The organism is Pleomorphomonas koreensis DSM 23070 (genome assembly GCF_000425185.1).
Lineage (GTDB): Bacteria > Pseudomonadota > Alphaproteobacteria > Rhizobiales > Pleomorphomonadaceae > Pleomorphomonas > Pleomorphomonas koreensis.
Map to the genome: position 1 here is coordinate 324,920 of NZ_KE384327.1, position 21,252 is coordinate 346,171.

The 21,252-nt window shown below is 69.3% G+C and carries 20 protein-coding genes, 1 tRNA gene and 1 riboswitch; of the genes, 6 read left to right on the plus strand and 15 right to left on the minus strand.

What is annotated here, in order from left to right; all coding sequences use genetic code 11:
- Positions 1 to 21: 21 nt before the first annotated feature.
- From rlmH to rplU, 10 genes are all read right to left on the minus strand, one after another.
- Positions 22 to 504, minus strand: a complete 483-nt coding sequence (gene rlmH / locus H512_RS0121615; RefSeq protein WP_026785179.1) for a 23S rRNA (pseudouridine(1915)-N(3))-methyltransferase RlmH — start codon at positions 502 to 504, stop codon at positions 22 to 24.
- Between the two features lie 109 nt (positions 505 to 613).
- Positions 614 to 1,036 carry a ribosome silencing factor gene (gene rsfS / locus H512_RS25455; RefSeq protein ID WP_084798689.1) on the minus strand — a complete coding sequence of 141 codons (423 nt, stop codon included), beginning with the start codon at positions 1,034 to 1,036 and terminating at the stop codon, positions 614 to 616.
- Positions 1,037 to 1,153: 117 nt separating this feature from the next.
- Complete coding sequence (locus tag H512_RS0121625; RefSeq protein WP_026785180.1) at positions 1,154 to 1,759, minus strand: nicotinate-nucleotide adenylyltransferase; 606 nt, start codon at positions 1,757 to 1,759, stop codon at positions 1,154 to 1,156.
- On the minus strand, positions 1,756 to 3,033 hold the full coding sequence (locus tag H512_RS0121630) for a glutamate-5-semialdehyde dehydrogenase (RefSeq protein WP_026785181.1): 1,278 nt from the start codon (positions 3,031 to 3,033) through the stop codon (positions 1,756 to 1,758). Before H512_RS0121630 ends, H512_RS0121625 begins: the two co-directional genes overlap by 4 nt.
- Positions 3,034 to 3,035: 2 nt before the next feature.
- Positions 3,036 to 4,181 carry a glutamate 5-kinase gene (gene proB / locus H512_RS25460; protein WP_053240135.1) on the minus strand — a complete coding sequence of 382 codons (1,146 nt, stop codon included), beginning with the start codon at positions 4,179 to 4,181 and terminating at the stop codon, positions 3,036 to 3,038.
- Positions 4,168 to 5,259: a GTPase ObgE gene (obgE, locus tag H512_RS25465; RefSeq protein WP_053240136.1), complete on the minus strand. Its 1,092-nt coding sequence runs from the start codon at positions 5,257 to 5,259 to the stop codon at positions 4,168 to 4,170. The genes proB and obgE overlap by 14 nt, the downstream gene beginning before the upstream one ends.
- 129 nt (positions 5,260 to 5,388) lie before the next feature.
- Positions 5,389 to 5,991, minus strand: a complete 603-nt coding sequence (locus H512_RS25470; protein ID WP_053240137.1) for a GNAT family N-acetyltransferase — start codon at positions 5,989 to 5,991, stop codon at positions 5,389 to 5,391.
- A gap of 155 nt (positions 5,992 to 6,146) precedes the next feature.
- Positions 6,147 to 6,857 (minus strand): GNAT family N-acetyltransferase, encoded by a 711-nt coding sequence (locus tag H512_RS25475; protein ID WP_053240138.1) that lies wholly within the window; start codon positions 6,855 to 6,857, stop codon positions 6,147 to 6,149.
- A gap of 129 nt (positions 6,858 to 6,986) precedes the next feature.
- Positions 6,987 to 7,259 (minus strand): 50S ribosomal protein L27, encoded by a 273-nt coding sequence (gene rpmA / locus H512_RS0121655; RefSeq protein WP_026785182.1) that lies wholly within the window; start codon positions 7,257 to 7,259, stop codon positions 6,987 to 6,989.
- A 126-nt stretch (positions 7,260 to 7,385) separates the two neighbouring features.
- Complete coding sequence (gene rplU, locus H512_RS0121660; RefSeq protein ID WP_026785183.1) at positions 7,386 to 7,700, minus strand: 50S ribosomal protein L21; 315 nt, start codon at positions 7,698 to 7,700, stop codon at positions 7,386 to 7,388.
- Between the two features lie 299 nt (positions 7,701 to 7,999).
- Between rplU and H512_RS0121665 the strand changes: the two genes are divergently transcribed.
- From H512_RS0121665 to H512_RS0121675, 3 genes are all read left to right on the plus strand, one after another.
- Positions 8,000 to 8,089, plus strand: a tRNA-Ser gene (locus tag H512_RS0121665).
- Between the two features lie 301 nt (positions 8,090 to 8,390).
- On the plus strand, positions 8,391 to 8,711 hold the full coding sequence (locus H512_RS25480; protein WP_210162738.1) for a DUF2934 domain-containing protein: 321 nt from the start codon (positions 8,391 to 8,393) through the stop codon (positions 8,709 to 8,711).
- 88 nt (positions 8,712 to 8,799) lie between these two features.
- Positions 8,800 to 9,609 (plus strand): potassium channel family protein, encoded by an 810-nt coding sequence (locus tag H512_RS0121675; protein ID WP_026785184.1) that lies wholly within the window; start codon positions 8,800 to 8,802, stop codon positions 9,607 to 9,609.
- A 4-nt stretch (positions 9,610 to 9,613) separates the two neighbouring features.
- Here H512_RS0121675 and H512_RS0121680 read toward each other — a convergent pair whose 3' ends face one another.
- The 5 genes from H512_RS0121680 to H512_RS0121700 form a co-directional block, all read right to left on the minus strand.
- Positions 9,614 to 10,669 (minus strand): ABC transporter ATP-binding protein, encoded by a 1,056-nt coding sequence (locus H512_RS0121680; protein WP_026785185.1) that lies wholly within the window; start codon positions 10,667 to 10,669, stop codon positions 9,614 to 9,616.
- A gap of 10 nt (positions 10,670 to 10,679) precedes the next feature.
- Complete coding sequence (locus H512_RS0121685) at positions 10,680 to 12,197, minus strand: DUF5060 domain-containing protein (protein ID WP_425414197.1); 1,518 nt, start codon at positions 12,195 to 12,197, stop codon at positions 10,680 to 10,682.
- Positions 12,194 to 13,060: a carbohydrate ABC transporter permease gene (locus H512_RS0121690; RefSeq protein WP_026785187.1), complete on the minus strand. Its 867-nt coding sequence runs from the start codon at positions 13,058 to 13,060 to the stop codon at positions 12,194 to 12,196. The genes H512_RS0121685 and H512_RS0121690 overlap by 4 nt, the downstream gene beginning before the upstream one ends.
- Positions 13,057 to 13,950, minus strand: a complete 894-nt coding sequence (locus tag H512_RS0121695; RefSeq protein WP_036793095.1) for a carbohydrate ABC transporter permease — start codon at positions 13,948 to 13,950, stop codon at positions 13,057 to 13,059. Before H512_RS0121695 ends, H512_RS0121690 begins: the two co-directional genes overlap by 4 nt.
- A 66-nt stretch (positions 13,951 to 14,016) precedes the next feature.
- Positions 14,017 to 15,258 carry an ABC transporter substrate-binding protein gene (locus H512_RS0121700; protein ID WP_026785189.1) on the minus strand — a complete coding sequence of 414 codons (1,242 nt, stop codon included), beginning with the start codon at positions 15,256 to 15,258 and terminating at the stop codon, positions 14,017 to 14,019.
- A 273-nt stretch (positions 15,259 to 15,531) separates the two neighbouring features.
- Between H512_RS0121700 and H512_RS0121705 the strand changes: the two genes are divergently transcribed.
- From H512_RS0121705 to H512_RS0121715, 3 genes are all read left to right on the plus strand, one after another.
- The gene (locus tag H512_RS0121705) at positions 15,532 to 16,710 is read left to right on the plus strand and encodes an ROK family transcriptional regulator (RefSeq protein ID WP_026785190.1); all 1,179 of its coding nucleotides are present in this window, start codon (positions 15,532 to 15,534) and stop codon (positions 16,708 to 16,710) included.
- A 46-nt stretch (positions 16,711 to 16,756) separates the two neighbouring features.
- A riboswitch (cobalamin riboswitch) is annotated at positions 16,757 to 16,964 on the plus strand.
- 111 nt (positions 16,965 to 17,075) lie between these two features.
- Positions 17,076 to 19,865 carry a ribonucleoside-diphosphate reductase subunit alpha gene (locus tag H512_RS0121710; protein ID WP_026785191.1) on the plus strand — a complete coding sequence of 930 codons (2,790 nt, stop codon included), beginning with the start codon at positions 17,076 to 17,078 and terminating at the stop codon, positions 19,863 to 19,865.
- Between the two features lie 16 nt (positions 19,866 to 19,881).
- On the plus strand, positions 19,882 to 20,982 hold the full coding sequence (locus H512_RS0121715; RefSeq protein WP_026785192.1) for a ribonucleotide-diphosphate reductase subunit beta: 1,101 nt from the start codon (positions 19,882 to 19,884) through the stop codon (positions 20,980 to 20,982).
- Positions 20,983 to 21,252 lie beyond the last annotated feature (270 nt).

Below are 21,252 nucleotides of genomic sequence, written 5' to 3' on the forward strand. Positions count from 1 at the left end.
CCGTCAACCAAACGGGGCGCCTCAGGGCCGGTGATAGGGGTGGCCGCTCAAGATGGTGACGGCACGATAGACCTGCTCTGCGGCGAGAATGCGGACGATCTGGTGCGGCCAGGTCAGCCGGCCGAAGGAAATGCGGTGACCGGCGCGCGATAGCAATTCCGGGCCGTGGCCGTCCGGTCCGCCGATCAGCAGCACGGCGGTGGGCGTGCCGCGGTCGCGGGCGTCGCCCAGCATCTCGGCGAAGCGCTCGGAGGTCGGCGAATCGCCGCGTTCGTCGAGGGCGATCAAGAGGGCGCCGGGCGGCAGCTCGGCCAGCAGGCCGCGCGCCTCCTCCTCCTTGCGCTGCAAGGTCTCTCGCGCCCGGCTCTCCAGGATCTCGCGGGCGGTGACGGAGGTGAAGCCGATCGCCCGGCCGGCCTTGTCGGCGCGGTCGAGGTAGCGGTCGGCCAGCTCGCGTTCGGGGCCGGCCTTCAGTTTTCCAACGGCGTGGATGGCGATGCGCATGATGTCCAGTGTCGTTCAGGGCGCACGCCTTGCCGCCGGGGCCGGCGGCCCCGCGCGCCGGGGTCTCGAGAGTCTGGCCGGATAGTCTGCCACTTTTCGGGCGGATGCCTCAACGCCGGCCGGCAGCGGGAGCCGGATCGGGCGCCCACATTTTCTCGAGATGATAGAACTCGCGCACTTCCGGCCGGAAGACGTGGACGATCACCGAGCCGGCGTCGATCAGCACCCAGTCGCAGGCCGGCTGGCCCTCGATGGCGACGGTGCCGAAGCCGGCGTCTTTCAGGTCCTTCGCCACATGGTCGGCGATGGCGCCGACGTGGCGGCTGGACCGGCCGGTGCAGATCACCATGTGGTCGGTGATCGGCGTCTTGGCGGAGACGTCGAGATCGACGACATCCTCGGCCTTGGCGTCGTCAAGGCTGGCGAGGATGGTGTCGAGCGGGGATCGCGGGGAAGAGGCGTCGCCGGTGAAGGCGGCGACGTCGGCAAAGGGGGTGGCGCGGAAGGCCGCGGCGTCCTCGGTGAAAGGCATGCTCAGGGGTGCACCTCGAAATGCGCTTCGTAGCGGCCGGCCCGATGCCGGCAGCGGCGGATAGAGAAAAGGATGGACCTCGTCAGTGACGTTTTCAAGATCGACGCGGACCAATGGCTAAGCCTTGCCGGCGGCGCGGCGGAGGTCGCTCGACGACAGCGGCACCTTGACGCCGGCCAGGAACACCCAGGCGGGCGGCCGGAGGTCGGCCAGAAGGCCGGCGTCGCGCTCGGCGATGCGCGCCCCGGCGAAGGCGCGGGCGGCCGGCGAGGCCAGGGCGGCGAAGGTGGCGCCGGGCCGGTCGACGACGGCGATCGGCAGCGTGCGGGCGATCTCCTTCCAGCCGCCCCAGCGGTGGAAGGTCGCCCAGTTGTCGGCGCCGATCACCAGCACGAAGCGCACCGATGGCCTCAGGCGGGTCAGCCGGCGGACGAGATCGATGGTGTAGCGGGTGCCGAGCCGTGCCTCGAGGTCGGTGACGACGGCGCGCGGGTGACGGGCCACCGTGGCGACCGCCGCCAGCCGTCGCTCGACGTCCGGCAGGCCGTCGGTGGATTTGAGCGGGTTGCCGGGGCTGACCAGCCACCAGATGCGGTCGAGCCGGAGGCGCTGGAGGGCGAGACGCGCCACGTGGGCATGGCCGCGATGCGGCGGGTTGAACGAGCCGCCGTAGAGCCCGACCCTCAGGCCGGGCAGCGTCGCGGGGAGGCGGGGGAGCGTCACGGCCGCGTCTGGCCGGCGCCGTGGACGCGGTAGTTGAAGGAGGTGAGTTGCTCGACGCCGACCGGCCCGCGGGCGTGCATCTTGCCGGTGGCGATGCCGATCTCGGCGCCCATGCCGAACTCGCCGCCATCGGCGAACTGCGTCGAGGCGTTGTGCAGCACGATGGCCGAATCGACCTCGGCGAGGAAGCGGTCGGCGGCGGCCTGGTCGGCGGTGACGATGCTGTCGGTGTGATGCGAGCCGTAGCTCTCGATATGGGCGATGGCGCCGTCGACGCCAGCCACCAGCGCCACCGAGATGATCGGCGCGAGATATTCGGTCGACCAGTCGGCCTCGGTGGCCGGCACGGCGTCGGGGAAGCGGGCGCGCACCTCGCCGGTGGCGCGGATCTCGCAGCCGCGGTCGTGGAGGGCCTTCAGGATCGGCACCAGATGGCTGTCGGCCACGGCGCGGTCGACCAGCAGCGTCTCTGCCGAGCCGCAGACGCCGACACGCCTGAGCTTGGCATTGACGGTGATCGATATCGCCATGTCGAGGTCGGCGGCCTTGTCGACATAGACGTGGCAGAGGCCCTCGAGATGGGCGAACACCGGCACGCGCGCCTCGCGCTGCACGCGCTCGACGAGGCTCCTGCCGCCGCGCGGCACGATGACGTCGATGGTGCCGTTGAGGCCGGTCAGCATCGCGCCGACGGCGGCGCGGTCCTTGACCGGCACCAGCTGGATGGCGGCCTCGGGGAGGCCGGCCGCCTTGAGGCCGGCGGCCAGCGCCGCGAGGATCGCCTGCGAAGTGCCGAGCGAATCCGAGCCGCAGCGCAGCACGGCGGCGTTGCCGGCCATCAGAGAGAGGGCGCCGGCGTCGGCGGTGACATTGGGCCGGCTTTCGAAGATGATGCCGATCACCCCGAGCGGCGTCGCCACGCGCTCGATGCGGAGGCCGTTCGGCCGCGTCCAGGCGGCGAGCACCCGGCCGACCGGATCGGGGAGGGCGGCGATCTCCTCAAGCGCCCCGGCGATCGCCTCGACGCGGGCCGGGTCGAGCGTGCCGCGGTCGATGAACGAGGCGGCGGCGCCGTTCTCCTTCATTGCCGCGACGTCGGCGGCGTTGGCGGCGAGGATGTCGGCGGCGCGGGCGCGCACCTCGGCGGCCATGGCCTTCAACGCGGCCACCTTGCCGGCGGAGGTGGCGCGGGCGAGGCGGCGGGCGGCGGCGCGGGCCTTGCGGCCGATGTCGGCCATCAGCTCATGGACGGAGGCGTCGGTGGTGGCGGTCATGGTCAGTCTCCGAGGTCGCCCTTCAGCACGAGGTCGTCGCGGTGGATCATTTCGGTGCGGCCGGGCGCGCCGAGGATGGTCTCGATCACCGCCGAATTCTGGCCGCGAATACGGCGGGCGTCCACCGCGTCGTAGGCGACGAGGCCGCGCGCCAGCTCGTTGCCGGCTTCGTCGACGACGATCACCGTGTCGCCGCGGTGGAAGTCGCCGTCGACGCGGGTGACGCCGGGCGGCAACAGGCTGCGGCCCTGCTTCAGGGCCTTGACGGCGCCGGCGTCGATGGTCAGGACGCCCGGCGCGTCGATATGGCCGACGATCCACGCCTTGCGGGCGGTGACCGGGCTGGCCTCGGGGCGGAACAGCGAATGCGGGCCGCCGGCGTCGATGCGGGAAAGCGGCGCCGCCACCTTGCCGGAGGCGATGATCATCGCCGCGCCGGCCACGGTGGCGATCTTGCCGGCGTCGATCTTGGTCTTCATGCCGCCGCGCGACAGTTCGGAGGCGGCGCCGCCGGCCATCGCCTCGATCTCCGGCGTGATGCGGTCGATCACCGGGATCAGCCGGGCGTCGGGGTCGGCCTGCGGCGGCGCGGTGTAGAGGCCGTCGATGTCGGAGAGAAGCACCAGCAGGTCGGCGCCCATCATGGCGGCGACGCGGGCGGCGAGACGGTCGTTGTCGCCGTAGCGGATCTCGGTGGTGGCGACGGTGTCGTTCTCGTTGATCACCGGCACGGCGCCGAGCTTCAGGAGCTTGCCGATGGTGGCGCGGCCGTTCAGGTAGCGACGGCGCTCCTCGGTGTCGCCGAGCGTCAGGAGGATCTGGCCGGCGGTGATGCCGTGGTCGCCCAGCACCTCGGCCCAGGCCCGCGCCAGGGCGATCTGGCCGACGGCGGCGGCCGCCTGACTGTCTTCGAGCTTCAGCCGGCCCTTCGGCAGCTTCAACACGCCGCGGCCCATGGCGATGGCGCCGGAGGAGACCAAGAGCACGCCGGCGCCGGACGCCCTGAGGCGGGCGACGTCGGCGGCGACGCTCTCCATCCAGCCGCGCTTCAGCGTGCCGCGGCCCTCGACCAGCAGCGCCGAGCCGATCTTGATCACCACGCGGCGATAGCCGGACAGCGGGCCGGCAAAGGCTTCAATCGTCGTCATCGTCGCTGTCGTCCTGGTCGTCGTCGTGGCGGGGAAGGGGCTGCCAGATGCGGGTGGCGGTGGCCGCCCGCGCGTCGTCGCTGTCGGCGCGGCTCGCCTCGACGGCGCTCGCCATGGCGCGCAGCACCGCCTCGACGCCGGTGCCGGTGACGGCGGACAAGAGGATCGGCGTCGCCTTGGCGGCGCGCTTCAGCTTCTTCGCCTTGGCGGACAGCTCGTCCTCGGGCACCAGTTCGCATTTGGAGAGAGCGACGATCTCCGGCTTGTCGCCCAGCGCCTCGTCATAGGCGGCAAGCTCGCCGCGCACCGTGCGCCAGGCGCCGACCACATCATCCTGGCTGGCGTCGACGAGGTGCAGCAGCACGCCGCAGCGCTCGACGTGGCCGAGGAAGCGGTCGCCGAGGCCGACGCCCTCGTGGGCGCCCTCGATCAGGCCGGGGATGTCGGCCAGCACGAATTCGCGGCCGTCGATGCGCACGACGCCGAGGCCGGGGTGCAGCGTGGTGAAGGGATAGTCGGCGATCTTCGGCTTGGCGGCGGTGGTGCGGGCGAGGAAGGTCGACTTGCCGGCGTTGGGCAGGCCGACGAGGCCGGCGTCGGCGATCAGCTTCAGCCGGAGCCACAGCCACTTCTCCTCGCCCGGCAGGCCGGGGTTGGCGCGGCGCGGCGCCTGATTAGTGGAAGTCTTGAAATAGGCGTTGCCGAAGCCGCCGTTGCCGCCCTTGGCCAGCAACACGCGCTGGCCGATCTCCACCATGTCGGCGACCAGCGTCTCGCCGTCCTCCTCGATGATCTGCGTGCCGACCGGCACCTTCAGCACGATGTCGCCGCCCTTGGCGCCGTGGCGGTCGCGGCCCATGCCGTGGCCACCGGTCTTGGCCTTGAAATGCTGCTGGTAGCGATAGTCGATCAGCGTGTTGAGGCCGCCGACGCATTCGGCCCAGACGTCGCCGCCGCGACCGCCGTCGCCACCATCCGGGCCGCCGAACTCGATGAACTTCTCGCGCCGGAACGACACGGCGCCGGCGCCGCCATCGCCGGAGCGGATGTAGACCTTGGCTTGATCGAGGAACTTCATCGGGCTTTCCTGAAACGGGGACGGCGGACGGTCGGCGCCGGCGGCGGGCCGGGCCGTACGTCCGCATGGCTTTAGAGCATCACGCGGCGAAAATGAACGGATTTTTGCGGCGGGCCGGCGGGTGGAGGGTCAGCGCCGCCACGGTCGGGCGGCGTGGCGGGCCCGCGTCAGCCGCGTGTCGACGTGGTCGAGCAGGCGGTCCTCGATCAGCGACGGCCGCTGGCTCATGCCGATCACCTCGAAGCCCTGGCGGGCCTGGATGGCCAGCGAGGCGACGTTGCCCCGGAAGGCGCCGGCGGCGATGGTGTCGACGTCGAGGCTGGCATAGGCCCAGGCGAGCGACGCGTCGACCGCCTCGCTCATCAGCCCGTGGCCCCAGAACGGCCGGCCGAGCCAGAAGCCGACCTCCGGCCGGGTGTCGAGGCTGTGCAGGGCGACGATGCCGCGCACCACGGCGCGGTCGTCGCCGCGCACCACGAGGCCGAGCGTCGTCGCCGTGCCGAGGCCGGCGGTGGTGCGGCACTGGTCGATGAAGTCGGCGGCGTCCTCGACGGTGAAGGGATGCGGCACGCGCACCAGCCAGCGCGCCACTTCGACGTCGTCGAGATAGGCGGCGACGGCGACGGCGTCGCCGGGCTCGAGCGGCCTCAGGACGAGGCGGCCGGTCTCGATGCGGGGAGAAAGCGGCGCGCGCGGGCGCCAGGAACCAAAGGCACCGGAAAGCAACTTCATTTCCGTACTCACCTTTCTAGCGGCTCGGCTCCGTCCTCGCATCCGCCCGGCGGACAGGGGGCGAGGCCCAGGGAACCGCTAGCTACTATTACTCCGGCGGAACTCACAGGTTCGACATTTGCTCGTGATCGCCGGCAAACGGCCGGGTCGCGACGTCAAATCCGTTCCGCCGGGGCCTGATAATCCCTCAGGGGCTCACCGTGGCTGTCGCCCCGCTCGGCCCACGCGGCCTCGCGATGATGAACCCTGAGGGGCTCCCAGGCCCTGATACTCTCCCAGGTGCGACGATCGATGCGGAAACGGTCGATGGCCACCGCCGCGCCGCTGCCGGCCACCGAGGCCAGCTCCTGCGCCACCATCTGGAAGCCGCATTTCTCGATCACCCGTCGGCCGGCCGGGTTGGTCACCCGGCAGGCAAACAACAGTTTGTCATGCCTTTGGTGAAGAAAGGCATAATCGATCGCCGCATGGCAGGCTTCGGTGGCAAATCCCTGGCCCCAGTGGCGCTCGCCGAGCCAGCAGCCGATCCAGCCGGGGCCGGCGCGGCCGCGCATGTCAAGCGTGATGACGCCGACCGGCGTCGGCGCCGCGTCGAAGCCCTTGCGGCAGATCAGGTGGCGCTGGCCGCGCGGATCGACCGGCTCGGCCAGCCAGGCGCGAGCGTGCCCGACGCGGTAGGGATGCGGCATGCCGATCAGGCTGCGGGCGACGGCGGCCGTATCGGCCAGCCGGGCGATCGCCTCGGCGTCGGCATCGACCGGCGGCCGCAGGATCAGCCGCCGCGTCTCGATGGCCGGCGTCGCCGGCGCCATCAGCGGCCAGCCGCACGGACTATCCGGTTCTTCCGGTTCGCTCACCTCGGACATCGGGCTCTCCTCGCGCTTCAAACGAAATCAGGGGAAGTGGCGCCCCACTTCCCCTGATCCATCGCGCGCTCGGAGCGCGGTCCGTCCGGGTCCGTGGGACGCCGGCGGGCCGCTTCAGCTCCATCCGGCTTACTCTGCTGCCGCTGCCGTCGTCGGGACGACCGAGACGTAGACCCGGCCGTTGGTCTTGGTGGCGAAGGACACGTTGCCCTCGACGAGGGCGAAGATCGTGTGATCGACGCCGATGCCGACGTTGCTGCCCGGGTGCCACTGGGTACCGCGCTGGCGGATGATGATGTTGCCGGGGATGACGGCTTCGCCGCCGAACTTCTTCACGCCGAGGCGTCGGCCGGCCGTATCGCGACCGTTGCGGGACGAACCGCCTGCCTTTTTGTGCGCCATGATAGTCTCCTGTCTTTCTTGTCGTCCTCCGGCGGAGCGGTTCGGCGCTCGACGCCTTGATGGACGTTTTCCGGGTCAGGTTCCGGCAGCAGCGCGCCGGAACGGCAATTTCGTCAGACCGCTTCTTCAGGCGGCGTTGATCGCCGTGATCTTCACCGTGGTCAGAAGCTGCCGGTGGCCGCGCTTGCGCTTGGAGTTCTGGCGGCGGCGCTTCTTGAACGAGATCACCTTGGGGCCGCGGGTCTGCTCGACCACCTCGGCGACGACGGTGGCGCCGGCGACGGTGGGGGCGCCGACGGTGACGCCGGCCTCGGAGCCGACGGCCAGCACCTCGTCGAAGGTGACGGCGGCGCCGTCCTCGAGCTCGATCTTCTCGATGTCGAACACGTCATCAACGGCAACCTTGTACTGCTTGCCGCCGGTCTTGATCACTGCGAACATGGTCGTGCCAGTCCTTCTTCAGATGGTTCTTGGCCGCGCCGCACCATCGGGCGCGCGGCGGATCGGCAATACGACAGCCTCCCGGCAAGGACCGGGCTTCGTCGAGCCGCGTTCTCCCTACACGGAAAGGTCCGGACGGTCAACGACGAAGGCGGCATTCTCGGCGCGCCGGCGGCGACAAGCAGTGTCCGGGCAGTCAAAAAACCCTGCCGAAAGGCTTTTGCCCCTCTTGCCAGCCGTCCTTGCCGCGGCTATGGTCCGCGCCGCTTTCGACCGGGATCGCATCCCAAAAGCACCGCGGAGAGGTGGCAGAGTGGTCGATTGCACCGCACTCGAAATGCGGCATACTCGCAAGGGTATCGGGGGTTCAAATCCCTCCCTCTCCGCCATTTTCCCCCATCTGTCTTCCACCGTCTCCGGGTCTCCCGCAGGGGGCCTTTGCGTCCGGCGGCCGAAGGGCGCCTCGCCGGGCTGACCGATCGGGACGGCCGGCGGCCGGCCGCCGCGACGGCGCGAAACGTGGAACATATCGCGAGGGCCGGCGGTTGTGCGCCAAGCCGTCGGAGAGCCCGCGCCTGCCGAAAGCCGGCCTTGCCGCCCTCCCGCCCGACGCCGCCGGGCCGGAAGGGCAGGGAGCGGGAACGTCGACGCCGCTCGGGCGTTCTTTTCACGGATGAAAGGGAGATGGCGATGGTCGATCTCAACGAGGACAAGATCCGGGCGCGTGCCTATCAGCTCTGGGAAGAGGAAGGGCGGCCGGAAGGCCGGTCCGAGCAGCACTGGTTCACCGCCCGCGAGAGCGTGGCGATCGAGGAGGGTCAGGCATCGACCTACCTGCCGATCGACAGCGGCACAGCGCCGGAACCGATCGAGGCATTGGAGAACACCGGCGAGTTCCCGACGCTCACCGACCAGGGCGAGCAGCAGATCCCGCATCATCCCGACCCGGACGACGCCGCCCCGCCGCTGCGCTCTCCGGGCGCCGCGAGCCGCCGGGGCCGTTCCGCCTGAGGGAGCCGCCTTGACCACTCCGCCCGCAACGCCGCTGCCCAATGATCCCGGTCATGCCGGTCCGGTCGACGGGCCGAGCGTCGAGGCGCTGCTCAAGTGGCAGAAGCGGGATGATCAGCCGGACGGTCCGCCGCGCGCCGCCTGGCGTCGGCGGCTGCGCCGGCTCTATGTCGGCACCGACCGACCGGCGGTGCGCTTCCAGTGGGCGTTCGCCGCGCTGGACCTCGTCATTATCGGCTTCTTCATCCTGAGCCCGGTGTTGCAGGCGTCGCGGGCGTTCCTGTGGGTCGACTATGCCGTCGCCGCGCTGCTCGCCGTCGATCTGGCGGCGCGGGCGGCCGCGGCGTTCAGCGTCCGGCGCTGGCTGGCGCGGCCGGCCGTCTGGGTGGATTTCGTGGTGCTGGCGACGCTGCTGGCGCCGCTGTGGCTGGTCAACCTTGGCTTCCTGCGCATCCTGCGCCTGTGGACGCTGTCGCAGAAGGACCTGTTCTGGCGCTCGCTCCGGCGGCGCGGCTATCAGGAGTGGGAGGATGTCGGCCGGGCGGCTGTCAACCTCGTTACCTGCCTGTTCGTGATCACCGGCTTCGTCTACACCGCCTTCGCCCGGCCGGGTTCGGGCATGGAAGGCTGGATAGACGCGCTGTATTTCACGGTGGCCACGGTGACGACCACCGGCTTCGGCGACATCACGCTGCCCGGCACGGCCGGCAAGCTGACGTCGATCGTCACGATGATCGTCGGCATATCGCTGTTCGTGCGTCTGGCCCAGGCGCTGTTCCGGCCCTACAAGGTCACCTTCCGCTGCCCGAAATGCGCGTTGATGCGCCACGAGCCGGACGCCGTGCACTGCAAGGCCTGCGGCCACCTGCTGGCGATCCCCGACAGCGGCGACGGGTGAGCCCTCAGCAGCCGGCGAGGCGGATGCCGCTTTCGGCGTCGAACAGATGGCCGCGCCCCGGCGCCAGCGACACGGCGAGCCGGTCGCCGGCGGCGACGGCCGGCCGCTCCTTGGTGACCATGGTGAGGACGTGCTCGTCGATCCTGAGCGTCAGGTGGGTCTCGGCGCCGGTCGGTTCGATGACTTCGACGATTCCCTCGACTGCCGCCTCGCCGCCGATGAGCATGTCCTCCGGCCGGATGCCGTAGCGCAGCGTCGTGCCGGTCGCGGCGTCCGGCCGCCGCAGGCGGAAGCGGTCGATCACCAGGAGCGCGTCGCCGGCCGGCGCTGCCGGCAGCACGTTCATGGCCGGCGAGCCGATGAAGCCGGCGACGAACAGGTTGGCCGGCCGGTCGTAGAGGTCGAGCGGCGCGCCGATCTGTTCGACGCGGCCGCCGTTCAGCACGACGATCTTGTCGGCCATGGTCATTGCTTCGATCTGGTCGTGCGTCACGTAGATGATCGTCGTGCCGAGCCGGCGGTGCAGCGCCTTGATCTCGGCCCGCATCTGGACGCGCAGCTTGGCGTCGAGGTTGCTGAGCGGCTCGTCGAACAGGAACACCTTGGGATGGCGGACGATGGCGCGGCCCATGGCGACGCGCTGGCGCTGGCCGCCGGAGAGCTGCGCCGGCTTGCGGGCGAGCAGCGGCGTCAGCGACAGGATGTCGGCCGCCTTGCGCACCTCGGCGGCGATCTCCGCCTTGGGCCGGCCGGCGATCTCCAGCGCGAAGCCCATGTTCTGGGCCACCGTCATCTGCGGATAGAGCGCATAGTTCTGGAACACCATGGCGATGTCCCGGTCCTTGGGCTCGAGGTCGTTGACGCGGCGGCCGTCGATCTCGATGTCGCCGGAGGTGACGGTCTCGAGGCCGGCCACCATCCTGAGCAGCGTCGACTTGCCGCAGCCGGACGGGCCGACCAGGATGACGAACTCGCCGTCGTCGATGGAGACGTCGACGCCCTGCATCACCCGGGCGGCGCCGAAGGACTTGCCGACGTTGCTTATGGTCACCGAAGCCATGGCGGTCTCCTCAATCGAGCCGACGGATGCGGAGGGCGAGATGCGGCCGGCCGGGCAGGCGGACGCCGAAGGCGGCGTCGGCGACGCCGCCGCGCACCGCGTCGCCGTGGCGGGTCGGATGCTGGACGAGCGGCGGCACCTGTTCGGCCGGCTCGATGGTCATGTTCCAGGTGTCGATCAGGTCGACGGCATAGCGACCGTCGTCGGTCGGCAGGCCGGTGGTCCATTCGAGCGGCTGGTGCTCGCCGAAATAGAGGAAGCGCAGGCGGCCGCCGAGGTCGGCGACGCCGGAGACGCGCGTCCACGGCCAGCCGTCGACGAGGCCGGATAGCGGTTCGAGGCCGGTGACGCCGCTCTCTTCGAGCAGCCTGCGCAGGAAGGCGATGCGCTTCCAGGCCTCGCCCTTCAGCTTGCCGCCCTTGGCCCACCAGATGATGTCCTGGGGATCGGCGTAGGTCTCGCCGTGGCCGGCGTAGCCGCCGCGCGTCAGGGCCAGCCAGAAGCGGTGCACCAGTTCCTCGGCGGTGATGTTGCCCCAGGCCGGCCAGATGTTGCCCTCGTATTCCGGCTCGTCGTCGACCACCGGCTTGCCGTAGGCCTGCCGCCACTCCGGCATGCGCTTGACGTCCCAGTTCTGGATGCAGACGTGGCTGATCCACGGCTTGCGGTGGTCGTAGTTCATCCGGGGATCGCCGTTGTGGATCGACATCAGGTGCCGGACGGGATCGTGCTCCTCGATCAGATGGCAGTAGCCGTCCCAGCTCTCCATCGGGATGGTGTTGAGCATGAAGTCGTATTCGTTGGCGAGCGACCACCAGACGTTGCGGTAGGCGGAGAGACGGGCGGCGACATGGGCGACGTAGGCGCGGTTCTGCGCCTCGCTCATCGTCGCGTAGCCCCAGCGGTCGTAGGGGTGGAACAGGATGACGTCCGCCTCGATGCCCATCTCGGCCAGCCGGGCGATCTGGGTCTCGAAATGACGGAAGGCCTCGGGATTGGGCCGGTCGAAGTCGAGCGTGCCGTCGGCGCGCGGCGTGAACACCGGCATGAGCGGTTCGTTGGTGTTGAAGGGATAGTCCTTGGGAAAGATCGCCATGCGCAGCTTGTTGAAGCCGGCGCCGGCCAGCGTTGCCAGCGTCTCCTCCTGCAAGGCGAGCGGCTGATGCGTCCAGACGTAGCAGGTGGTGCCGAAGGGCAGGTAGGGCGTGCCGTCGGCATGGGCGAAGTGGAAGCGGTGGCTCACCCGCACCGGCCCGTGCACGCCCTCGCGGGCAGGCAGCGCGGTGAAGCGGCCGGTATGGCCGTCGAGGGCGGCGAGGCTGGAGACGGTGCGCCAGGTCCATTCGCCCGTCGTGTCGGGCATGAAGCGCAGGCGATAGCTGTCGCCGCCGTCGTGGAAGCCGGTGACGCGCACCGAGCGGTTGCCCTGCGAGAATACGGCGTGGAGCGTCACGTCGAGATAGGGGTTGCCGGCGAAGGCGCCTTGAAGGCTGATTTCGTGGACGTCGTAGACGTGGGTCATCATCATTCCTTGACGGCGCCGGTGGTCAGGCCGGCGACGAAATAGCGTTGGAACATCAGGTAGACGATCGCCGCCGGTAGCACCGTCATGACGATGGCGGCGTTGAGCTGGCCGTAGTCGCGCTGGAACTGGCTCTGGAAGGCCATCAGGCCGAGCGGCAGCGTCCATTTCTGCGGGTCCTGCAGGATGACCAGCGCCATGGCGAACTCGTTCCAGGTGGCGACGAAGTCGAGGACGAACAGCGCCGACAGCGCCGGCAGCGACACCGGCAGGAAGATCCGCCTGAATATGGTGAAGTGCGAGGCGCCGTCGATGCGCGCCGCCTCCGACAGCTCCTTGGGCACGGCGGAGAAGAAGCCGTAGAGGATGAACACCTGGTAGGGCACGCCGAAGGCGAGGTAGGGCAGGACGATGCCGGGATAGCTGTTGATCAGGCCGAAGGCGTTCACCTGCTTGAAGATCGGCGCCAGCATCACCTGGAAGGGGATCATGGTGCCGAACACGCAGAGGAGGAACAGGACGCGGCGGCCGCGCATCGGCACGCGGGCCAGCGCATAGGCGGCCATCGCCGACAGGAACACGCCGAGCGGCACCTTTACAAAGGTGATCAGCACGCCGTTGAAGGCGGTGACCGAGAAATTGCCGCGCGCCCAGGCCTTGGCATAGTTGGAAAAGGCCGGGTCGGTCGGCAGCGCGAAGGCGGTCTCGCCCATCACCGCCGTGTTGGTCTTGAGCGAGGTGAAGACGATGAACACGAAGGGGGCGATCCAGATGACGGCGACCAGGATCAGGGCGACCCACAGCGCCACCAGCACGGGATCGGCGCGGGTCGAGCCGACCGGCCGGAAGGCTTGGGAGAAGAGGCTCATCTGTCCGCCTCCGACTGGCCCATGGTCCATTTGAGGTATGGGATGACGACGATCAGCGTGACGGCGAGCAGGATCACCGAGATGGCGGCGCCCTTGCCGAAGTCGCCGAGCTGCATCGACTGGGTGTAGGCCCACATGGCCAGCATCTGCGTCGACTGGGCCGGACCGCCGCCGGTCATGCCGTAGACGATGTCGAAGGCCTTCAGCGAGTTGATCACCGACAGCACGAAGACGATGGCGATGGTCGGCTTCAGCGCCGGCAGCGTCACGTGGCGGAACACCCGCCAGCGGCCGGCGCCGTCGATGCGCGCCGCCTCGATCAGCGTCGCCGAGACGCCTTGCAGGCCGGCCAGGAACAGCACCATCGAGAAGCCGACCGACTGCCAGAGATGGGCAACGAACACCGACCAGAGGGCGATGCGGCGGTCGCCCAGCCAGTCGGCGACCAGACCCTGCCAGCCCCACTCGGTCAAGAGGTTGCTGAACAGGCCGAAGAACGGGTCGTACATCCACTTCCAGATGGTGGCGACGGCGATCGAGGCGATGATCACCGGCAGGTAGAAGACGACGCGCAGCGCCGACCGGCCGGGCAGGTTCTGGTTGAGGGCGAGCGCCAGGCCGAAGGCGACGAGGTTGGGCAGCGTCACCGCCAGCGCCGTCCACCAGATGGTGTTGAGAAGCGCGCCCCAGAACACCGGATCGGTGGTCAGCACGGCCCGGAAGTTGTCGAGGCCGACGAAGGAGCTGTCGGCGTCGAGGCCGTTCCACGACGAGAAGGACATCCTGATGACGTCCAGCATCGGGTAGACCGCGAACAGGAAGTAGACTGCCAGCGCCGGGGCGAGCAGCAGGTAGCCCTCGGTCTGGGGCCGCAGGCGGGCCTTGGCCATGATTGGGTTTTCCCGGAAGGAGAAAGGGGCGGGGCCCGGAGGCCCCGCCAGGCGGCGGGGAGGCGCCTACTTGTGGTTGGCGATGAAGGTGGCCAGCGTCTTGCCGCCGTCCTGCGGCGCCAGGTTGCCGGAGGCCACCTCGTTGATGACGCGGAAATACTCCGTCGTCACGTCGAGCGGGAAGGCCTGGTCGCCGTTGATGTAGGTCGCCTTGTACTTGGCGAAGATGTCGAGCCAGCGCTGGTCGAGCGGATTGACCTTGTCGTACTTGACGTCGGCGTTGACCGAGATCGAGCCGAAGGTGCCGAGGTACTTTTGCTGCACCTCGTCCGACAGGAGGTAGTCGAGGAACTTCGCCGCCTCGTCCGGCGCCTTGCTGCGCGCCGACACGTAGTAGTATTCGGAGAAGCTGTAGAGGCGGTCGGTGCCGGTGGGGATCGGGAACAGGTCGTAGTCGGCGAGCCGGTCGGCGTCGCGGAGCTGGCCGACCAGCCAGTCGCCTTCCAGCATCATGGCGGCGCGGCCGGCCAGGAACAGGTTGAAGCTCTGGGCCTGGTCGATGCCCATGAACGGCGACAGGATGTAGGTCTCCGACCAGTCGCGCAGCTCCTTGAAGCTGTCGGCGGCGCAGGCCTCGGTTGCCCAGTCGGCGGTCATCGCCTTCAGCGCGTCGTGCTTGTCGGCGCCGCACTTGGCTTCGAGAATGGCGTCCATCAGCCGCATCAGGTGCCAGTTGACGGTGCCGCCGAAGGTGATGGCCGGAATGCCGGCGTCCTTCAGCTTCCTGGCGTCGGCCTTCAGTTCGTCCCAGGAGGCGGGCGGGGCGGTGATGCCGGCCTTCTCGAACAGCGCCTTGTTGTAGTAGAGCGCCTCGCCGTGGAAGGTGTAGGGCACGCCATGCCGGCCGCCGGCATAGGCCTTGGAGGCGGCGACCGAGGTCGGCGTCAGCCGGTCGTCCCACTTGTACTCGGCGTAATAGGCGTCGAGCGGCTTCGACAGGCCGGCGTTGACGAACTCGCCGCCGAGGCCGAGGCCCGACCACATGAAATAGATGTCCGGCCCCTGGTCGGACCGGGCAGCGACGCGCAGCGCCGCCTTGTGCTCGTCGGTGGAGCGGTTCTCCATCGACACGGTGGTGCCCGGATTCTTCTCCTCGAACGACTTGATGATGTCGTTCCAGGCGGCGACCACCGTCGGATTGTCGAAGGAGAGGGTCCAGAGCTTGAGGTTGGCGGCCATGGCGCCGCCGCTGAGGGCGGTCGACAGGACGGCCGCCGCGGCGAGGCTGGCGAGAGCGTGGGTCTTCATGGTGTGTCCTCCCTGAGGCGGTCTCCACCGCCTTGGGAAAGCAAAGCACGGCGTCCGGGAGATGGCAATAACTTTTTTCATATACGAAAAAAGTATCGGCCAAATTGCCCGAGATGGTGACATTTTGCCGCGCCAAAAGTCGCATTGTCGGCCCGAAAGCTGGCCTATGGCCTAAAATCGGATATTATTTCGACTTCCATGAAAAAAGCCGGCGCGCAACAGGCGGTTTGTCCTCGGCCGCCGATCGTGCTACCGGAGGGGGCGAGGAACACCATGCCGGCCGACAGCCTGAAATCGCTCCTGACCCGCACCGACCTGCCGATCGCCAGGATCGTGCGGGCGCTGTCGGCCCTGGGATCGGCGACGTCGCTCGATCTCGTCCGCGTCGCCGGCCTCGCCCGCTCCACCGTCTCCATGGGTCTGGCCGAACTGCGCGACGCCGGGCTGATCGTCGAGGTGGAAGCCCGCCAGAACGGCATGGGCCGGCCGACCGTGCTGTTCTCGCTGACCCCCGATTCGGGCCGCTGCGCCGGCGTGCTCCTCGGCCTCGACGAGATCCGCATCGCCATCTGCGACATGGCGCACAACGTGCTCTCCGACCGCTCGGTGCCGATGGCCCGCGACTACGATCCGGAGGCGGCCTTCGCGGTGGTGCGGGCCGAACTCGGCGCCGACTGCGCGGCGCTGGGCCTCAGGCTGTCCGACCTCTTCGGCGTCGGCCTCGCCGTGTCCGGCCCGATCTCCGAGAAGGGCGTGGTGGCGGTCAGCTCGGTGCTGCCGACCTGGAGCGGCGTCGACCTGTCGGCGGTGTTCGGCGGCCTCGGCTGCCCGGTGCACGCCGACAACGAGAGCCATTGCGGCGCGCTGGCCGAGATGACCTGGGGCGCGGCGATCGGCGAGCCCGACTTCATCCTGATCAAGTTCGACCTCGGCATCGGCGGCGCCATCGTGCTCGACGGCCAGGTCAGACGCGGCCTCAACGGCAGCGCCGCCGAATTCGGCCATCTCACTCTCGACCCGCGCGGCGCGCTCTGCCGCTGCGGCAACCGCGGCTGCCTGGAGACCATGGCCGGCGCCAGCCATCTCCTGAAGGTGGCCGGCGAGATGAGCGGCCGCGAGGTCGGCCTCGACGAATTCGTCTCAGCCGCTGTGGACGGCCACATCGGCTACCGGCGGCTGATCGAGGACGCCGCCGACATCGCCGGCTGGGGCGCCGGCCTGGTCGGCACGGTGCTCGACCCGCCGCTGATCATCGTGGCCGGCGGCCTCGCCAAGGCCGGCGAGCTGTTCCTCGACCGCTTCGTCGGGAGCTACGATCGCCACGCCTCGGCCAGGTCGGCCACGCTGCCGCCCGAGCGGCGACGGCGCTTCCTGCTCGGCCGCTTCCTCGCCAATGATACCGTGCTCGGCGCCGTGGCGCTGGTGCTGCACCAGCAATGCCGCATCGCCTGACGCCGCGACCTTTGATCCGTATCTTGACGTAGACGGCCGAAGCATATCTATATCTAGCCGTCACGGTCCCGCGATTCACAAGATCAAGGGCCAAGAGGGAATCCGGTACGGCGCAAGCCCAGGCCGGAGCTGCCCCCGCAACTGTAGGCGGCGAGCCTCGCCCGATGACGCCACTGGTGCCGCAAGGCGCCGGGAAGGCCGGGCGAAGGCGGCGACCCGCGAGCCAGGAGACCTGCCGTGACGGCTTGTTACGTCCTCGGGCGGGGTGCCCCGGTGGAGCGTGGCCGCGGCGCGCCGTCTCCCGACGGCCGCGCCGTCCGTCGTCGCGTCCGCTCGGCCTTTGCCCCCAATGATTGGGGTTGCCGATGTCTCTTTCCTCCGAACTCGATCATCCGGCACCGGATGCCGCCCGGCCGAGGGTGATCCGCCGCAACGGCGCGGTGACGCCCTTCGACGCCGCCAAGATCCGCGCCGCGCTGACCAAGGCCTTCCTCGCCGCCGAAGGCCCCGAAGCCGGCGCCTCGCGCCGCGTCCACGACATCGTCGGCGCGCTTACCGCCGAGATCGTCGCGGCGCTCCATCGCCGCGGCGACGGCCGCGCCTTCGACATCGAGGAGATCCAGGACCAGGCCGAGCTGGCGCTGATGCGCGGCGGCCACCACAAGGTCGCCCGCGCCTACGTGCTCTATCGCGAGGCGCGGGCGCGGCAGCGCGCCGTCCCCGCTGCTCCGGCGGCGCCGGTCCTCCACGTCCGCGCCGCCGACGGCGCGCTGAGGCCGCTCGACGAGGGGCGCCTCGCCCGGCTGGTCGAGGAGGCGGCGGCCGGCCTCGACGGCGTCTCGGTCGCGGCGATCCTCGCCGAGACGCGGCGCAACCTCTACGACGGAATCTCGCCGGACGAACTTGCCGAGGCGCCGATCCTCGCCGCCCGCGCCCTCGTCGAGCGCGAGCCCGGCTACAGCCGGGCGACCGCCCGGCTGCTGCTCGACAAGCTGCGCCGCGAGGCGCTCTCCTTCCTCGCCGGACGGCCGGACGAGGCGACGCAGGGCGAGATGGCCGGCCGCTACGCCGACTATTTCCACGCCTATCTCAAGGCCGGCATCGCCGCCGAGCGGATCGATCCGGAACTCGGTCGCTTCGATCTGTCCCGCATCGCCGCCGCCCTGAAGCCCGAGCGCGACCTCGCCTTCGACTATCTCGGCTTGCAGACGCTCTACGACCGCTATGTGCTGCACGTCGGCGGCCGGCGCTTCGAGCTGCCGCAGGCCTTCTTCATGCGCGTCGCCATGGGCCTCGCCTTGCGCGAGGTCGACCGGGAGGCGCAGGCGATCGAGTTCTACGACCTCCTGTCGTCCTTCGACTTCATGGCCTCGACGCCGACGCTGTTCAACGCCGGCACGCTGCGGCCGCAGCTCTCCTCCTGCTTCCTGACCACCGTCGCCGATGATCTCGACGGCATCTTCAAGGCGATCCGCGACAACGCGCTGCTGGCCAAGTATTCCGGCGGCCTCGGCAACGACTGGACCGGCGTGCGCGGCCTCGGCGCCCACATCCGCGGCACCAATGGCGAGAGCCAGGGCGTGGTGCCGTTCCTGAAGGTGGCCAACGACACGGCGATCGCCGTCAACCAGGGCGGCAAGCGCAAGGGCGCCGTCTGCGCCTATCTGGAGACCTGGCACGTCGACATCGAGGAGTTCCTCGACCTCAGGAAGAACACCGGCGACGACCGCCGCCGCACCCACGACATGAACACCGCCAACTGGATTCCCGACCTGTTCATGGAGCGGGTGGAGGCCGACGGCCCCTGGACGCTGTTCTCGCCCGACGAGACGCCCGACCTGCACGATCTCCACGGCGCCGCCTTCAAGGTCGCCTACGAGGGTTACGAGGCGAAGGCGGCGCGCGGCGAGATGAAGGTGACGCGCAGGCTGCGGGCCGTCGACCTCTGGCGGCGCATGCTGACCGTGCTCTACGAGACCGGTCACCCGTGGATCGCCTTCAAGGACCCCTGCAACATCCGCTCGCCGCAGCGGCATGCCGGCATCGTCCATTCGTCGAACCTCTGCACCGAGATCACGCTGAACACCTCGGCCGACGAGGTCGCCGTCTGCAATCTCGGTTCGGTCAACCTTGCCGCCCATGTCACGCCGGACGGCCTCGACCGTGAGCGTCTCGCCCGCACCGTGCGCACGGCGATGCGCCTCCTCGACAACGTCATCGACATCAATTTCTACACCATCCCCGAGGCGCGGCGGTCCAACCTCCGCCACCGGCCGGTCGGCCTGGGACTGATGGGCTTCCAGGACGCGCTGCACGTCCTCAGGCTGCCCTATGCGTCGGAGGACGCCCTGCGCTTCGCCGATCAGAGCATGGAGGCGATCGCCTACGAGGCCATCTCGGCCTCCTGCGATCTCGTCGCCGAGCGCGGCCGCTATCCGTCGTTCGCCGGCTCGCTGTGGTCGGAGGGTATCCTGCCGATCGACAGCCTGGAGCTTTTGGCCGAGGCGCGCGGCGGCATCGACCTCGACCGCTCGTCGACGCTCGACTGGGACAGTCTCCGCGAGCGGGTGAAGACGGTCGGCCTGCGCAACTCCAACTGCCTCGCCATCGCGCCGACGGCGACGATCTCGAACATTTCGGGCGTGTCGCAGTCGATCGAGCCGGCCTACCAGACGCTCTACGTCAAGTCGAACATGTCCGGCGACTTCACGGTGGTGAACCCGCACCTCGTCGCCGACCTCAAGGCGCGCGGCCTCTGGGACGAACTGATGGTCTCCGACCTCAAGTATTACGATGGCAGCCTCGGCGCCATCGACAGGGTGCCGGCCGACCTCAAGGCGCTCTACGCCACCGCCTTCGAGTTCGATCCGGCCTGGCTGATCGAGGCGGCGGCGCGGCGGCAGAAGTGGATCGACCAGGCGCAGTCGCTCAACCTCTACCTCGCCGATCCCTCGGGCCGGAAGCTCGACGCGCTCTACCGCCTCGCCTGGCGGCGCGGCCTCAAGACCACCTACTACCTGCGCTCGCGCTCGGCCACCCACGTCGAGAAATCGACGCTGCAGGGTGTCGACGGCAAGCTCAACGCTGTGTCGGTCGCAGCACCGACGCCCAACGCCTGCGCCATCGACGATCCGACCTGCGAAGCCTGCCAGTAACTCCGAGGACCGACCGATGCCCGATTTCTCAGAAACCACCATGCCCGGCTCTGCCGGCTCCGCCGCTGATGCCAGCGGCCTCGGCGCCATCGACCGCGGCGGCGGCCGCGTGCGCGTCGATGACAAGGCGATGATCAACGCCCGCGCCGACGTCAACCAGCTCCTGCCGATGAAATACGGCTGGGCCTGGGAAAAGTATCTCGCCGCCTGCAACAATCACTGGATGCCGACAGAGGTGTCGATGCAGGCCGACATCGCCCTATGGAAGTCGAACGGCCTGACCGACGACGAGCGGCGGATGATCAAGCGCAACCTCGGCTTCTTCGCCGCCTCGGAATCGCTGGTCGCCAACAACATCGTGCTGGCCGTCTACCGCCAGATCACCAATCCCGAATGCCGGCAATACCTGCTGCGCCAGGCCTTTGAGGAGGCCGTTCACACCCACACCTTCCAGTATATCGTCGAGAGCCTCGGCCTCGACGAGGGCGAGCTGTTCAACATGTATCGCGAGGTGCCGTCGATCACCGACAAGGCGGCCTGGGCGATCGAGCATACCCGCAGCCTCGACGACCCCGGCTTCCGCACCGGCACGCCGGCCGCCGACCGGGCGTTCGTGAAGGATCTGATCGCCTTCTACGTCGTCTTCGAGGGCATGTGGTTCTACACCGGCTTCGCGCAGATCCTGTCGCTCGGCCGGCGCAACCGGATGGTCGGCATCGCCGAGCAGTACCAGTACATCCTGCGCGACGAGAGCCTGCACCTCAACTTCGGCATCGACGTCATCAACCAGATCCGGGCCGAGAACCCGCATCTCTGGACGGCCGATTTCGTCGAGGACGTGCGCGCCATGCTGCGCGAGGCGGCCGAGCTGGAGGCCGCCTACGGCCGCGACACCCTGCCGGGCGGCTTCCTCGGCCTCAACGCGAAGCTCTGCGAGGACTACATGCGCTTCATCGCCAACCGGCGCTGCGCTCAGCTCGGGCTGGCGCCGGTGTTCCCGGCGACCGAGAACCCGTTTCCCTGGATGAGCGAGACCATGGACCTGAAGAAGGAGAAGAACTTCTTCGAGACGCGCGTCATCGAGTATCAGAACGGCGGCGCGCTGGCCTGGGACTGAGGCCGGCCGAAAGAAATCCCCGCGGCAACGGCCGCGGGGACCCGGCGCCTGCCAGAGCATTTCCGGGGAAAGCGGGTTCACCGGAAATGCTCCATCTCTTTGTTTTGACGCAATTCCGGTTCCCAGTTTTGCTGGAATTGCTCCAGGTCGGAAGCCATACTTGCCGACGGCGGCCCCCGCCGCGGACCTCATCCGGCATCGGCGCGGCGCCTTTCTTCCGATCCCGGCGAATCGATCGTTGGCGCCGCATGTCCGGCGACGGAGATTTCC